Annotated in this window: 16 protein-coding genes; 5 read left to right on the top strand and 11 right to left on the bottom strand. The window is 69.8% G+C overall.

Translation table 11 applies throughout. The features are described 5' to 3' along the window. Window positions 1-8: 8 nt before the first annotated feature. Complete coding sequence (locus IFR14_RS03555) at window positions 9-515, bottom strand: GNAT family N-acetyltransferase (protein WP_191941229.1); 507 nt, start codon at window positions 513-515, stop codon at window positions 9-11. A 105-nt stretch (window positions 516-620) separates the two neighbouring features. Continuing rightward, window positions 621-1,076 carry an Lrp/AsnC family transcriptional regulator gene (locus IFR14_RS03550; RefSeq protein ID WP_191940254.1) on the bottom strand — a complete coding sequence of 152 codons (456 nt, stop codon included), beginning with the start codon at window positions 1,074-1,076 and terminating at the stop codon, window positions 621-623. Window positions 1,077-1,175: 99 nt separating this feature from the next. Here IFR14_RS03550 and IFR14_RS03545 point away from each other — a divergent pair, with 99 nt between their 5' ends. After that, window positions 1,176-1,727, top strand: coding sequence for an RBBP9/YdeN family alpha/beta hydrolase (locus tag IFR14_RS03545; protein WP_191940253.1), 552 nt, complete (start codon window positions 1,176-1,178; stop codon window positions 1,725-1,727). Window positions 1,728-1,780: 53 nt separating this feature from the next. On the opposite strand, the gene IFR14_RS03540 is transcribed toward IFR14_RS03545, so the two are convergent. From IFR14_RS03540 to IFR14_RS03530, 3 genes are all read right to left on the bottom strand, one after another. Then, window positions 1,781-2,218, bottom strand: coding sequence for a hypothetical protein (locus tag IFR14_RS03540; protein ID WP_191940252.1), 438 nt, complete (start codon window positions 2,216-2,218; stop codon window positions 1,781-1,783). 11 nt (window positions 2,219-2,229) lie between these two features. Next, window positions 2,230-2,439 (bottom strand): type II toxin-antitoxin system HicA family toxin, encoded by a 210-nt coding sequence (locus tag IFR14_RS20765; RefSeq protein ID WP_191940251.1) that lies wholly within the window; start codon window positions 2,437-2,439, stop codon window positions 2,230-2,232. A 108-nt stretch (window positions 2,440-2,547) separates the two neighbouring features. Beyond that, window positions 2,548-3,210: a TetR-like C-terminal domain-containing protein gene (locus tag IFR14_RS03530; protein ID WP_191940250.1), complete on the bottom strand. Its 663-nt coding sequence runs from the start codon at window positions 3,208-3,210 to the stop codon at window positions 2,548-2,550. Window positions 3,211-3,270: 60 nt separating this feature from the next. Between IFR14_RS03530 and IFR14_RS03525 the strand changes: the two genes are divergently transcribed. Together IFR14_RS03525 and IFR14_RS03520 are read left to right on the top strand one after the other, a co-directional pair. Further along, window positions 3,271-4,671 (top strand): MFS transporter, encoded by a 1,401-nt coding sequence (locus tag IFR14_RS03525; RefSeq protein WP_191940249.1) that lies wholly within the window; start codon window positions 3,271-3,273, stop codon window positions 4,669-4,671. Between the two features lie 52 nt (window positions 4,672-4,723). Then, entirely contained in the window at window positions 4,724-5,611 is an 888-nt protein-coding gene (locus IFR14_RS03520; RefSeq protein ID WP_191940248.1) for a serine hydrolase domain-containing protein, read from the top strand. A 19-nt stretch (window positions 5,612-5,630) separates the two neighbouring features. On the opposite strand, the gene IFR14_RS03515 is transcribed toward IFR14_RS03520, so the two are convergent. Beyond that, entirely contained in the window at window positions 5,631-5,975 is a 345-nt protein-coding gene (locus tag IFR14_RS03515) for a hypothetical protein (protein ID WP_191940247.1), read from the bottom strand. A 207-nt stretch (window positions 5,976-6,182) separates the two neighbouring features. Here IFR14_RS03515 and IFR14_RS03510 point away from each other — a divergent pair, with 207 nt between their 5' ends. Together IFR14_RS03510 and IFR14_RS03505 are read left to right on the top strand one after the other, a co-directional pair. Continuing rightward, entirely contained in the window at window positions 6,183-7,457 is a 1,275-nt protein-coding gene (locus tag IFR14_RS03510; RefSeq protein WP_191940246.1) for an MFS transporter, read from the top strand. 163 nt (window positions 7,458-7,620) lie between these two features. Then, window positions 7,621-9,294, top strand: coding sequence for a RecQ family ATP-dependent DNA helicase (locus tag IFR14_RS03505; protein WP_191940245.1), 1,674 nt, complete (start codon window positions 7,621-7,623; stop codon window positions 9,292-9,294). Here the strand turns inward: IFR14_RS03505 and IFR14_RS03500 are convergent. From IFR14_RS03500 to IFR14_RS03480, 5 genes are read right to left on the bottom strand one after another with little or no spacing between them, the layout of a single operon-like run. Beyond that, entirely contained in the window at window positions 9,244-9,906 is a 663-nt protein-coding gene (locus tag IFR14_RS03500) for an HAD-IA family hydrolase (RefSeq protein WP_191940244.1), read from the bottom strand. The two genes, IFR14_RS03505 and IFR14_RS03500, sit on opposite strands and share 51 nt — an antisense overlap. After that, window positions 9,903-10,388, bottom strand: a complete 486-nt coding sequence (locus IFR14_RS03495; RefSeq protein ID WP_229939788.1) for an NUDIX domain-containing protein — start codon at window positions 10,386-10,388, stop codon at window positions 9,903-9,905. The genes IFR14_RS03500 and IFR14_RS03495 overlap by 4 nt, the downstream gene beginning before the upstream one ends. Before the next feature lie 36 nt (window positions 10,389-10,424). Further along, on the bottom strand, window positions 10,425-10,940 hold the full coding sequence (locus IFR14_RS03490; protein WP_191940243.1) for an ASCH domain-containing protein: 516 nt from the start codon (window positions 10,938-10,940) through the stop codon (window positions 10,425-10,427). A 45-nt stretch (window positions 10,941-10,985) separates the two neighbouring features. Next, window positions 10,986-11,555: a hypothetical protein gene (locus IFR14_RS03485; protein ID WP_137242572.1), complete on the bottom strand. Its 570-nt coding sequence runs from the start codon at window positions 11,553-11,555 to the stop codon at window positions 10,986-10,988. Between the two features lie 16 nt (window positions 11,556-11,571). Beyond that, on the bottom strand, window positions 11,572-12,732 hold the full coding sequence (locus IFR14_RS03480; protein ID WP_191940242.1) for a hypothetical protein: 1,161 nt from the start codon (window positions 12,730-12,732) through the stop codon (window positions 11,572-11,574). Window positions 12,733-12,736: the final 4 nt, after the last annotated feature.

Below are 12,736 nucleotides of genomic sequence, written 5' to 3'. Positions count from 1 at the left end.
CCGGATGGTCAGCGGTGCAGGATCACCTGGTACAGGTTGTGGTCCTGCCAGGTGCCGGCGATCCGCAGGTACGACGGAGCCATGCCGATGTGCTCGAACCCCGCTTTGCGGAGCACCCGTTGCGAACCGTGGTTGTGCAGCAGGGTGCTCGCCTCGACCCGGTGCAGGCCGAGGTCGTCGCGCGCCACCCGGACGATCGCCTGCACGGCGGCCGTCGCGAGGCCCTTGCCCGCGTACCCCGCGTCCACCCAGTAGCCCAACCCGGCGTTCTGGAACGGGCCACGGACGATCCCCGACAGGTTGAACCTGCCGACGATGGTCGTGCCGTCGAACAGGCCGAGCGAGTATCCGCTCCCGGCGGCACTCGACGCGAGCTTGCTGGCGAGGTCAGCCGATTGCGCGGCCTCGGTGAAGAACTCGTCGGATCGAGCCGGCTCCCAGGGGGCCAGATGGTCGCGGTTCCGCGAGTACGCCGCAGCGAGTTCCCTCGCGTCGCCGAGTTCCAAGGGCCGCATGTCGATGCCGTCGGCGAGGTTGATCACGGTGAACACCCGTCAACGGTAGTCGCCGCCGGGCGCACTCGACCACCCCGATGCGACGTGCGTATCGCTGAGCGAGACTCAGCGGCTGGCGATGGGGTGGGCCCGGTACTCGCGCAGCACCAGGGCCGTGCTGACGGGACCGAACCGGCCGATGGCGTCGATGATCTGCTCGAGGCGTTCCGGCGAGGGGGCGTGCACGTCGAGGACGAAACAGTCCTCGCCGGTCACGCGGTAGATCCGGTGGATCTCCGGCAGCTCGTCGAACTGGGTCAGCGACGCCTGGATCTGTGCGTGGGTCGTCCGGAGTCGGACGACGGCGTGCGTCGTGAGGCCGAGCTTCTGCGGTGACACCCGAGCCCCGTAGCCGGTGATGTACCCGGCGAGCTCGAGCTTGCGGACCCGCGCCGACACCGCCGGCTGGGACAGATGCACGAGCCGGGCGAGGTCGGTCATCGTGGTTCGCCCGTCGACCTGGAGCACGTCGAGGATCGTCTGATCCGTTCGATCGAAGGAAAGCGAAGCATCGTCCGTCATCTGCTTAGTAAACAACGGATGATGACGCTCCAGCTGCTGACACCGAGGGCTCGACTGGCACGCTGAGAGCAGATCGCCCGACCACGACGAAGGAATCCCATGTCGATCATCACCATGCCCGGGATCGGTGGATCCGACGACGCCCACTGGCAGTCCCACTGGGAGCGCGCGACGCCTGCGATCCGACGGTTCGCACCGGCTTCCTGGGACGAGCCGGATCTCGACGACTGGTCCGCTGCGCTCGACCGGGCGGTGGCGGACGAACCGGCGATCCTGGTGGCCCACAGCCTCTCGTGTCTGCTGGCCGTCCGCTGGGCGGCGGCGAACCCTGCACGAGTCGCCGGGCTGTTCCTCGTCGCCGCCCCCGATCCCGACGGGCCGCGGTTCCCGAGGGTCGCCGATGCGTTCGCCGAGGACCTCGATGTCCGGCCATCCGCACCCGCGCTGCTCGTGACCAGTGACGACGACCCGTACTGTTCGGAGGCACGCGCGGCCGGGTTCGCCGCGACGTGGGGCGTGCCTCGGATCACCATCGGGCGCCAGGGCCACGTGAACTCGGCCAGTGGACTCGGCGCCTGGCCGGAGGGCCGGCGACTGCTGACCGCGTTCAGCGCGGGCACCGCGAACGCCTCCCCGCCTCGAGGGAGCTGAGCGCCGGGATTGGCGGCAGGAGCGAGCTGCGCGGTGCCGCTAACCGTTGTCGCTTACGCGGACTTCTTCACCAAGCGAGTCGATGGACCGGCGAGCTGCTGAACGCGCTGGTAGCTCACACCGAGAATGGCCCCGGCCGCTTCCATCGGGTAGCCCTCTTCGCGGAGCTTGCGCGCTGCCTCGCGCCGCAGTGCGTCGGCGCGCTCGATCGCGGCCTTGCCGGCCGCATTGGCGTCGTTGCTCTCGGCCACGAGCCGGACGATCGCACTGGGCGCCTCGACCGTCACCGTCACCTCGAGTTCGGAGGGCTCGATATCCAGCCAAACGGACGCAAGGTCCGATGCAGCCTTCTTCACTCCTCGGAAGGTGAGTGCGGAACCGGTGGCGATGATCGTCGCTCCACTTGGCGCGGCGGACGTGAGTTCCGGGATCGTGATCGTCCACGTGCCGTCCTCGTCGCGGGTGGCGTGTGCTGTGACCTGCGTCGTCATGGCGGTTCCTCTCAGTTCCAGCTGCTTGGGGTGTCGGTGAAGGCAACCTGGACCTGACGGACGATCCCTGCCTTCACCGTGTCGCCGTGGACCGGGATCGAAATCTTCATCATGCCGTCCTCTGATGACCAGATACGGTGGCTGCCCCGCGTGCGAATGTGCACCCACCCTCGCGCGCGGAGGAACCTACTCACGTCCCGGTACTTCTGCGGTTTCGTCACACAGGTTATACTATCTACCCTTGTAGTGTCGATACAAGCGACGATTGTAGTTTATCGATGCATGGTCGAACAGGATGTCACTGCCACCTGGCGACACGGCTCGCCCTACTAGTCGGTGCTCGATGCGGCGGGCCGTGCTCGGTGGTGGCGCTGCCAGTCGACTGACGCGACGCCGTTCAGGACGCTCAGCACGGTCCGTTCAGCCAGGCCGTCGTCGATCGGCTGGTGCCCGAAGAAGGCGCGGTAGTAGAGCGGGGCCGCCAGGAGGTCGAGCGTGAGTTCCATGTCGAGGCCGCCCTGGATGTCGCCACGCTCGACCGCGTGTTCGAGCACCGCTCGCGAGGTCGCCCGGCGAGCCTCGAAGTAGTCGCGGCGGAAGACCTCGCGCAACGCCGGATCCGCCTCGAGGTCGGAGACGAGCCCCGGAAGCGCCCGGGTGATCGGGGAGTCTTGGAAGGCGTCCGCCAGGGTGGAGATGCCGGTGATCAGGTCGCAGTGGACGCACCCGGTGTCGGGCGTCGGCGTCGCACCGAGCACGGAGATGAGGGTGTGCACGACGACCCCGGGCAGACTGCCCCAGCGGCGCCGCAACGCCGGTTTGCTCGTGCCGGCAGCCGCCGCGACCCCCTCGAGCGTCAGGGCGCTGTAGGGCACGGTCGCGAGCATCTCCACGACCGCGGCGGTCGCTCTCGCGTCGATCGTCGTGTCGCGCGGGCGACCCGCTGGTGGCGGGCTTGTCGCGGACGCATCCCCGTGCTCCGTTTGCTTCATTCCATGATCGTACTCTAGATTCATTACGTTCCGTAGTGGAATGAAACCGAAGGAGTGGCGATGACCGATGACACGATGACCGACGACGACACCGGAGGGGTCTTCGCGCCACGGTTCAGAGGCTTCACGATCGGCATCCTCGCGAGCGTCGGTGCGGTGGCGTTCGAATCGCTCGGCGTCGCGACGATCCTCCCGGCGGTCGCCGAGGAGCTCGGTGGCCTGGGCGGCTACGGCTGGGGGCTCTCGGCACTCATGCTGGCCAACATCGTCGGCACCGTCGTCGCGGGCACCGACATCGACCGACGAGGGCCGGCCCGAACCGTCCTCGTCGGCACCATCGTCTTCGCGCTCGGCTGCCTGCTCGCCGGACTCGCCCCCGGGTGGGGCGTCTTCATCGCGGCCCGCGCCCTCCAAGGGCTGGGCATCGGCGCGATCATGGCCTACGCCTACAGCCTCGTCGGCATCGCCTACCCGGCACGGTTGCAGGCCGTGATGTTCGCGTTCCTCTCGTCGGCCTGGACGATCCCGTCGCTCATCGGACCGGTGTTCGCCGGAGCGCTGACCTCGCTACTCGACTGGCGCGTCGTCTTCTGGTCGATCGCGCCGCTCACGCTCGTCCTCCTCCCGCTCGTGCTCCCCGGCGCCCGACGGCTGTCGCGTCCGGAACAGCGCTCGACATCCGGCTCACGGCGTCGACTCCCGGCACCGGTGTGGTTCTCGATCCTGCTCGCCGCCGGCACTGGAGCCGTGCTCCTCGGGCTCGAACTGGACGCCCTCCCCGCCCTCGTGGCGCTGGTCGTCGGCGGACTCGTCGGCGCCGTCCTGGCGCTGCGGTGGATCCTGCCGTCCGGAACCCTCCGACTCCGCCGTGGCGCCCCGGTGGGGATCGTCATCCGCTTCATCCTCTGCGGTGTCTACTTCGGTTCGGAGGCCTTCCTGCCACTCGGCTTGTCGAGTGTCCACGGACTCGACGTCACCCTCGCCGGTCTGGGTCTTGCCGCCGGTGCGCTCGCTTGGACCGTCGGGTCGTTCGTGCAGGCGCGGATCGACACTGCGCGCCCCGGCAGACGCGCACGGTCGACGCGCGCCGGCATCCTCGCGCTCGTCGGCGGCGAGGCACTCATGGGCATCGCCGTCGCACTGCCTGGCGTGTGGCCGGGCTGGGCCATCGTCGGCTGGACCATCGCCGGGATCGGCATGGGCGTCGCCTTCAACGCCGCGACCTCGGCGACGATGGCGGTGACTCCGGCCGACACCGCGGGGAGCATCAGCGCGAGCCTGCAGCTCGCGCAGACACTCGCCACCGCGACCATCGCCGGCGTCGGTGGGGCGTTCGTCGCCCGACTCGGCGCCACGACACCAGCCTTCCTGGCGGTCTTCGGACTGACCGCCGCGCTCGGACTCCTCGGGGAGTTGCTCGCCGGCCGCCTGGACGTCGGGAAGGCCGGTCACCGTCGGTGAACCCTGCGATGAACGGCGTCCGCGCTGTGCGCCGGTCAGGCAGACTTGAGCCGTGACCCGAGCCGACACCACCCGAGCAGCCCTCCTCCGCGACCGCATCGTCCAGCAGGTCGCCGAGCAGGGCTTCGGCGCGCACGGCCTGCACGTGCTCGCCGGTGACGACGAAACAGGGCATCGCTGGACCGAGGACGTCCGTGAGGACATCCATTCCGCAGCGAAGGGCGTCTGCGTGCTCGCCGCCGGCCTCGCCATCGACGACGGACTCATCACGATGGACACCACGCTGGGCGCCGTGTTCCCGGAAGCCGACTTCGGCGAGGGCACCGCAGACGTCACCCTCCGGCACCTCCTGAACATGACGAGCGGCGTCGACCTCCCCTGGTCGCCGACCCTGCTGTCCGACTGGCCGGACCTGACCCTCGAGTTCCTGAGCAGGCCGTCCCGCGGTCGCGTCTTCCAGTACTCGAACGCCAGCACCTACACCGCGATGCGCGCACTCGAGACCCGGGTCGGCGACGTCGGCGACTACCTCGAGCAGCGAGTCCTCGCGCCGCTCGGCATCCACGACGCGCCCTGGGAGCGATGCCCCCGCGGATTCATCGCATCCGGCGGCGGGCTGCAGCTTCGCACCACGGAACTCGCGCGCATCGGCCGCCTCATCCGCGACCGTGGCCGGTGGGCAGGCGAACAACTCCTGTCACCGGAGTGGATCGACGCCATGCACACCGACTGGGTATCCTCCGGAACCGGCATCGGCTACGAGCGGTATGCGCTCGCCGGATGGGATGGTCCGGGCGCGGCCTGGCGACTCCACGGCGCCTACGGGCAGCTCGTCATCTTCGCCGGCGATGCCGTGGTCACGATCACCGCCGAGGACCACGAGGGTGCCGACCGCATCGCGGCCTCCGTGTCCTCGCTCCTCGCCGACACCACGGGCTGAGCCAGGCTGCGGACGCGGGTCAGCTTCCGGCGCCGAGCACTCCCGCCGCCGCTTCGACGGTCGAGACGAATGTGGCGCCGACGCTCCGGTGCCCGGACCGGATCTCCTGCTGCGGAGTGCCGGAGAGCACGACCACGTCGATGTCGAGGATGCGACAGACACGCGCCTTGTACGCGATGTCGACGCGGTCCCCAGCTCGCGGGCACAAGACGACCGCGCTCGGTGGGAAGCGCTCGTTCGTGAGCATCTCGCCCCAGGAGGACGCCGCGATCGTCACCTGCAGATCAGGTGTGTGGATGCCGAGCCATGCGACGACCGACGCACGCGCTCGGTCGTCGCTGTCCAGAACACCGACCGTTCGCACTGGACACCTCGTCGTTCGGAACCTGCACCTGGTGTCGCACGCCGATGATTTCGGCGCCATCCGTAAGGTACCAGCGCCAGGACGAGCTTGCGTGCCAGCAGTCCTGGCGGGCATCATGGCGACGTACCGCGGTGTCGTGGTGATCGTCGAAGCCCAGGCCGACTTGTCTGCCGACCGATCCCCCGCTCCGCCTCGGAGGCATCGTCCATGACGACTGCTCGCTCATTCCCGCCCTCCATCCCCGGCCCCTTCCGCTCGGCCGCCAGCCGGTACCGCGGTGTCCTCGGCCGGCCCGGGGCGCCGCAGTTCTTCCTCGCTGCGGCCCTCGCCCGGCTCGGCGTCGCCATGACCGGACTCGGGCTGCTGTTCTCGATCCAGCACGCGACGGGGTCGTTCGCGGTCGCAGGTGCGGGGACGGGGGCGTTCGCCCTCGCCGAGGCGGTGGTCGGTCCGCAGATCGCACGACTCATCGACCGGTGGGGCCAGACGGCGACCGTTCCGGTAGCCGTGCTCGTGCACGTCAGTGCAGTCATCGTCGCGATCACCACTGCAGGACCTGCGCCGATCGGCATCACCCTGGCGACCGTCGTCATCGCGGGCGCCGCGATCCCGCAGCCCGGCGCCCTATCGGCGGCACGCTGGTCACGGCTCCTCCCGGAGCCCGAGGCGCTCCGGACCGCCTTCTCCCTCGAGGCGAACGTGAACGACGTCGTGTTCCTGTCGGGACCGATCCTCGTGACGCTCATGAGTTCCTTGCTCGCGCCGTGTGCGGGATCCGCAGCTGCGGGGATCCTCGTGGCCGCCGGCTGTGTCACACTCTCCCTCCAACGCTCCACCGCACCGCTACCGCGACGTCGACCGGAGCGTGGGGCGGACACCCACCGCTCCACCCTCCTCGCCCCGCCGTTCCTCGCAGCGCTCGGGGTGAACCTCGGGCTGGGGTGCTTCTTCGGTGCGGTGCCACTCCTCGTCACGGCGGCGGCGACCACGGAGGGACGGCAACCGTTCATCGGACTCGTCCTCGCGCTCTCCAGCGCCGCGAGCATCGTCGCCGGCGCGCTGTACGGGGCGATGCGATCGACCCCGCGGCCGCAGACCGTGCAACTGATCGCGTCCGTCGTCCTCACGCTCGCCGTCCTCGTCGGCACCGTCTGGCCGACCCTGCTCGGGCTGGCGATCATGCTCCTCGTCGGCGGGACCGCGATCGCGCCACTGCTCGCGTCCTCCTCGCAGATCGTGCAGGCGACGGTCGTCCCCCAGGAACTGACGCAGGGGTTCACCTGGATCAACTCGGCTTCCGCCGCGGGAATCGCGGCGAGCGCCGCGCTCACCGGTTGGCTCGTCGCACAGGGAGGCGTCGAGGCCTCGATGCCGACGCTCACGGTCCTCGTCCTGATCGCGGTCGCGTCAGCAGGTTTTGCGCAAGCGCGAGCGAAGGCGGGCCGACGTCGCGAAGATGTCTCGCTCAAGCCTCACCGGTGAGGCCCGAGGACTGTCAGCTGGGGATGCGACGTCGACCGGATCACACGCTAGAGCGCGCCACCGACACCGGTCACCGACATCGTGTGCAGCCGTGGTGTTGCAGAGCCCGTCGCACTCGTCAAGCGGGCTCGGGAGGTCGGTGGGCGGAGGTACCGTCACGGACATGGGTTCCTCTCGTACGTCCTCCGGTTCCGTCGACCGCATCGCTCGCGATGACTTCGGATGGGAGACGTTCCTGCCAGGACAGCGGGAGGCGATCCAGTCGGCCGTCGCGGGGCGCGATACGCTCCTCGTCCTCGCCACGGGCGGCGGGAAGTCGGCGGTCTACCAGGTCGCCGGTGCTCAGCGCGGTGGTGTGACCCTGGTGATCTCGCCGCTGGTCGCGCTGCAGGCCGATCAGCTCGCCTCGATCGAGGCGGCACCGGCGGCCCCTCCGGCCGTTGCGCTCAACGCCTCGCTCGGACCGCATGCGATCGCGAAGGCCTGGGACCGCATCGACGAGGACGGGCCCGTCTACGTGCTACTGGCACCGGAGCAGCTCGCGAACGAGGAGACCGTCGCCCGCCTCAGCGCGGCCGGTGTCTCACTCATGGTCGTCGACGAGGCGCACTGCGTCTCCTCCTGGGGAACCGACTTCCGACCCGATTACCTGCGCCTCGCCGACGTCCGTCACGAACTCGGCGACCCGCCGGTCCTCGCCATGACGGCGACCGCCTCCGGCCCCGTCCGCGCTGAAATCATCGAACGCCTGCGCATGCACGATCCGGACGTCCAGGTGCACGGCGTCGACCGCCCGGAGATCCGGCTCGTCGTGCACCGACACGAGAGCGAAGCCGAGAAACGAGCCGCGGTCGTCGGCGAAGCCCGCGCTTGGACCGCGCCCGGACTGGTCTATGTGGCGACGCGACGTGACACGGAGCGCTACGCCGAGGAGATCGCGGCCGAGGGACGCCGGGTGGCCGCATACCACGCCGGTCTGAAGACCTCAGAACGTCGTGCCGTCCACGATCGCTGGCGCGCCGGCGAACTCGACGTCGTCGTCGCGACCTCGGCGTTCGGGATGGGGATCGACCGCGCCGACGTGCGCTTCGTCCTCCACGCCACGACGACCGAGTCGCTCGACGCCTACTACCAGGAGGTGGGCCGCGCGGGGCGTGACGGCGAACCCGCGACCACCGCGCTGCACTACCGGGCGGAGGATCTCGGGCTCCGCCGCTTCTTCACCAAGCGGTCGGTGTCGGAGTCGGCGTTGCGCGCCGTGTGGCGGGCCGTCCGCGCGACCCCGGGCGCGACCGTCGGCGATCTGGCCGAGCAGCTCGATCGGCCGCGGCGCACGGTCGCCCGCCTGGTCAACGACCTCGCGGATGCCGGGCTCGTCGACACCGCCGACGGCGTCCGCGCCATCGACGAGGTCGGTCCGAAGCGCGCGATCGGCGCCGTTCGGGAGACGCTCGAATCACGCGAGCGGATCGCGGAGTCGCGGCTGGCCATGATGCGCGCCTACGCCGAGACGTCGCACTGCCGCCGGCGGGTCCTGCTCGAGTACTTCGGCGTCGAGGCCCCGGAGTGGTGCGGGAACTGCGACGGCTGCGAACGGCACGAAGCGCATCAGGAGCAGGAGCGGGCACAGCAGCACGCCGGGACGGACAGCGCCAGCGACGCCTCGCCGTTGCACGTCGACCAGGCGGTGCACCACGAGGAGTTCGGTCCAGGCACCGTGATGGGCGTCGAGCCCGACCGCGTCACCATCTTCTTCGACGCCGAGGGCTACAAGGTCGTGGCGCTCTCAGCGCTCGAGACCGGCGTCCTCACCGCCCGAGAGCTCGCCTCGGCCTGAGCGCTCGGGCGCCTGCGCACCGCGAACCGGTACTCCCGCGGCGTGCAGGCGACCCCGAAGGTCGTCGACCGTCGTGAACCGGTGCGTGGACATCGACAGGCGTGCTGCTCCGGCGAGCTTCGCTGCCGAGTCATCGGTGAAGAACACGTCCTCGCCCCGCACCTGCAGCGCATCGAGCATGTGCTGGAACGCTCGGACGTCGGGTTTCGCGAAGCCGATGTCCGCCGAGTTGAAGATCGCGTCGAAGTGGTCGGCGATGCCGGACGTCGCCAGCTCCGCAGCGATGGTGTCCGTGCCGTTCGTGAGCACCGCCGTCCTCAGCCCGGCGGCGCGGATCTCATCGGACAGGTCCAGTAGCGCGTCGTCGACCGACCACGTCTGAGCACCCCATTCCTCAGCTGCCGCCTGGTCACCGACGAGGTGTCCGATCCGGCTGACCCATTCGACTCTCGTGATCCGGCCGGTGGTGACCTCGTCGATGAGCGGCGCCGCGAAGGCGATCCCGGCGAGCGCACCGGGCTGCAGCCCGTACCTGACCTCGATGTCGGAAACCGGTGCCGGATCGAAGTGTCGGATCACGCCGTCGAGGTCGAACAGGACGACGCTGATCACGACCCGACCCGTTCCTCGCTACCCGCCGACTCATGTCCAGGGGCGTCGCCGATGACGCGATCGATCCAATCGCGTCGCGGCAGGGTCGGGATCTCGTCCCGAGCGAACCAACCGAGTTCGAGAAGTTCCTCGGGATCTGCGGTCGCCTCACTGAGGAGCTCGCAGTCGTAGGCGGTGGTGACGTACCCGACGTGGTCGCCGTTCGGGTAGCGCACCATCATCGGTTCACCGCCGTACACCCCGACGATGCCGCGGATGCGGACCCGGGCGCCGGTCTCTTCGAGGACCTCACGGAGCAGGGCGTCGGCGGGCTCCTCGCCCGGCTCGACGCCGCCGCCGATGAGGCTCCACAAGCCGGAGTGGTGATGGCGACCGAGGAGGAACCGGTCCCCGTCCCTGATCACCGCGGTGACCCCGGGGAGCATGAGGAACCCGGTCCCGATGTGGGCGCGGATCGAGGCGACGTAGTCGGACATCGGCATGCGGGGAGTCTACGGAACCGGTCTGACCGGAACGTGTCAGTCGGCGTGCTCCGGCGGCCACACCACGGCGAAGTACTCGAAGACGATGTCCTCGGACTCCGACCACGCCGCACCCCGGGCCGCGCTGGTCCGCTCCCAGTAGCGTCGGTGTTCGCGCTGCCAGCTCTCGAGCGTGCGGTCGTCCTCACCTTCGGCGAACGCGAACGCGGCGTCTGCACTCGCGAACGGTCCGATGCGCAGCGCGGTGCTGCGGATGATGATCCGCGGGGCCCCGGTACTGTCGCACGCGATCCAGTGCGACCCGATCCGCGGGAGCGGGTCCCCGCGGTGCGCGAACTCCGAGACGAGTTCGGCGGTGGCCCGCTTCCGCCCGGTCAGGACGATGTCGAGCAGTTCGTCGGCCAGCCCGGCCGTGTCGCCGAAGTGCTCGACCGTGTAGTCGGCGTCGTCCAGTCCCGCGCCGCCGCGATGCTCGGCATACGCCTGCCACATCGTCCTCGCGGCATCGACGTCGGGGGCGGCGACCGGGCTGGCGGCGTGTGCGGAGTCCATACATCCGATCGTGCCAGACCATCCGACAGACCCGTCGACCATGGCTCAGCGCAGACGGCCTCCAGTGAACGCGTTCGTCGCGGCGAGGACGGTGTCGACGGGTGTGTCGATCGCCACTTCGCCGACCTGGAAACCGAGCTTGCCGAGCGCGGCGAAGGACCTCGGCGGGAGGGTCGTCGAGACGCCCGGAGACTGCGCGGTCAGACCGGGGACGAGGTGGAAGGTCAGGATCCGCCACTTGCCGCGTGAGCGTACCGAGATGCGCTCGATCGCTCCCCACGGGAGGAAGACCTCTCCTTGCGGGATGCTCCCACGAAGGCCGTCGGCGTCGAGCGTCAGTACCGTGCGAGCCACTGACTGCGCTCCACGGACCGTCGCGAACTGCACCACCGCGAACAGCATGAGCCAGGAGATGACGCTGAAGGACAGTCCGGACAGCATGCCGAGGGCGAATCCGCCGGACGTCGTGGTCAGCACGGCGAGGAGCATCCCGAGCACCGGGATCAGTGCCGCTCCGATCAGGGTGAAGACGAACGCCGGGCGGGTCACCCGCTCCGTACGCACCGGGTCGGAGCCGACGACGAGTGGCGGGAAGGACTGCGGTGCACCGTTCATGAGGACAGTATGCCGCTCACCGCGCAGTGAGGCCCGAGCCGTCCGCATCGGCGACGAACGAGGTGGAACCGTAGTCGTCCCCGACACTGAAGGTGATCTGCGGCGGTCCGGCCGAACGGGCGAACGTGGGGCTGTCGACGTCGGTGTCGGTCGACCGGACGACGTATGCGAGCGCGTCACCCACGGGCAGGCCGACCTGCTCTGCGCCGTCCTGCATCAACGCCCAGACGCGGTCGAGCGCGACGTCCGACCAGGAGAACTGCTCGGCCGCCGATTCGGGTTGGATGCTCGCCGCGCCGTCGTTGGTGACCTGGCCATACCGGTACTCCCACCGGTCGGTCTTCGTGTCCCCCACGGTGAGCGGCGCCTGGACGATGACGAAATCGGCGGCGACCGTGATCGACACCACACGGTCATGACCGATCGCTTCCTGGAGCGCGCGCTGCGCCTCCGCGAGCGCCCCCGGGCGACGGAGGTCGGGTCGGAGGCGTCCGTCCTCGAGGGCAGCGATCGCCTGCGCGACGGACTGGTGGTACGGCACGACCACGATGGCCGCTGCCGCGATGGCGACGATCGCGAACAGGGCGAAGCGGCCGGGACGACCGGCCCGCCCGACGCCGAGCAACGGTCCGCGTCGCCGTCCGTCGACGATGCGCCGGTGCGGCTCGACGGGGAGGAACGGGACGGACGCGCGAGCCGGCACGCGCAACCGTGAACGCTCCGCCGGAGCGAGCTCGCCGGCGTCGATGAAGGCGACCTCGGGGCCGCCGTCGAGCAGGATCGCGACATCGCGCTCGGTGGCCGGCTGGAACATCGGGATGGCGGTCAGCGGGACGACGGTGCGCATCGTGCTCGCGAACGCCGCTCCGTGAAGCGGCTGGACGGTCAGGTCGAGTTCGCACAGCGGCTGGTCGTTGATCTGGGTGCCGGTCTGACGGAGCGCATCGACGCGGGCGACCCCGAGCCGACGAGCGTCCTTGGCCTGCTGCACGGCCTCGGGCGAGGCACCGATCGCACTGCCCATCGAGCGGCCGACGAGCGAGAGCACGGTCGCGAAGATGCAGACGGGGAGTGCGACACCGGCGACTGTGTACCCGACGTCGGGCGGACCGACGGTGATCACGATGACGCCGCCGAGCAGAGCACCGAGAGCCGCGAAGGCGATCAGACGAAGCATGCTT

Origin of the sequence: Plantibacter sp. CFBP 8775, assembly GCF_014839505.1 — a bacterium.
In the GTDB taxonomy this organism is placed as follows: Bacteria; Actinomycetota; Actinomycetes; order Actinomycetales; family Microbacteriaceae; genus Plantibacter; species Plantibacter auratus.
The sequence above is the reverse complement of the archived record's forward strand: the minus strand, read 5'-3'. Positions and strand labels throughout refer to the sequence as shown.

Coding starts and splice junctions, on each gene's coding strand:
- IFR14_RS03495 (WP_229939788.1), bottom strand. CDS start 10,388: ATGCCGATGTCCGACTACGTCGCCTCGATCCGCGCCCACATCGGGACC.
- IFR14_RS03540 (WP_191940252.1), bottom strand. CDS start 2,218: ATGACGACGCAGGTCACAGCACACGCCACCCGCGACGAGGACGGCACG.
- IFR14_RS03525 (WP_191940249.1), top strand. CDS start 3,271: ATGACCGATGACACGATGACCGACGACGACACCGGAGGGGTCTTCGCG.
- IFR14_RS03545 (WP_191940253.1), top strand. CDS start 1,176: ATGTCGATCATCACCATGCCCGGGATCGGTGGATCCGACGACGCCCAC.
- IFR14_RS03490 (WP_191940243.1), bottom strand. CDS start 10,940: ATGGACTCCGCACACGCCGCCAGCCCGGTCGCCGCCCCCGACGTCGAT.
- IFR14_RS03480 (WP_191940242.1), bottom strand. CDS start 12,732: ATGCTTCGTCTGATCGCCTTCGCGGCTCTCGGTGCTCTGCTCGGCGGC.
- IFR14_RS03510 (WP_191940246.1), top strand. CDS start 6,183: ATGACGACTGCTCGCTCATTCCCGCCCTCCATCCCCGGCCCCTTCCGC.
- IFR14_RS03505 (WP_191940245.1), top strand. CDS start 7,621: ATGGGTTCCTCTCGTACGTCCTCCGGTTCCGTCGACCGCATCGCTCGC.
- IFR14_RS03485 (WP_137242572.1), bottom strand. CDS start 11,555: ATGAACGGTGCACCGCAGTCCTTCCCGCCACTCGTCGTCGGCTCCGAC.
- IFR14_RS03530 (WP_191940250.1), bottom strand. CDS start 3,210: ATGAAGCAAACGGAGCACGGGGATGCGTCCGCGACAAGCCCGCCACCA.
- IFR14_RS03555 (WP_191941229.1), bottom strand. CDS start 515: ATGCGGCCCTTGGAACTCGGCGACGCGAGGGAACTCGCTGCGGCGTAC.
- IFR14_RS03550 (WP_191940254.1), bottom strand. CDS start 1,076: ATGACGGACGATGCTTCGCTTTCCTTCGATCGAACGGATCAGACGATC.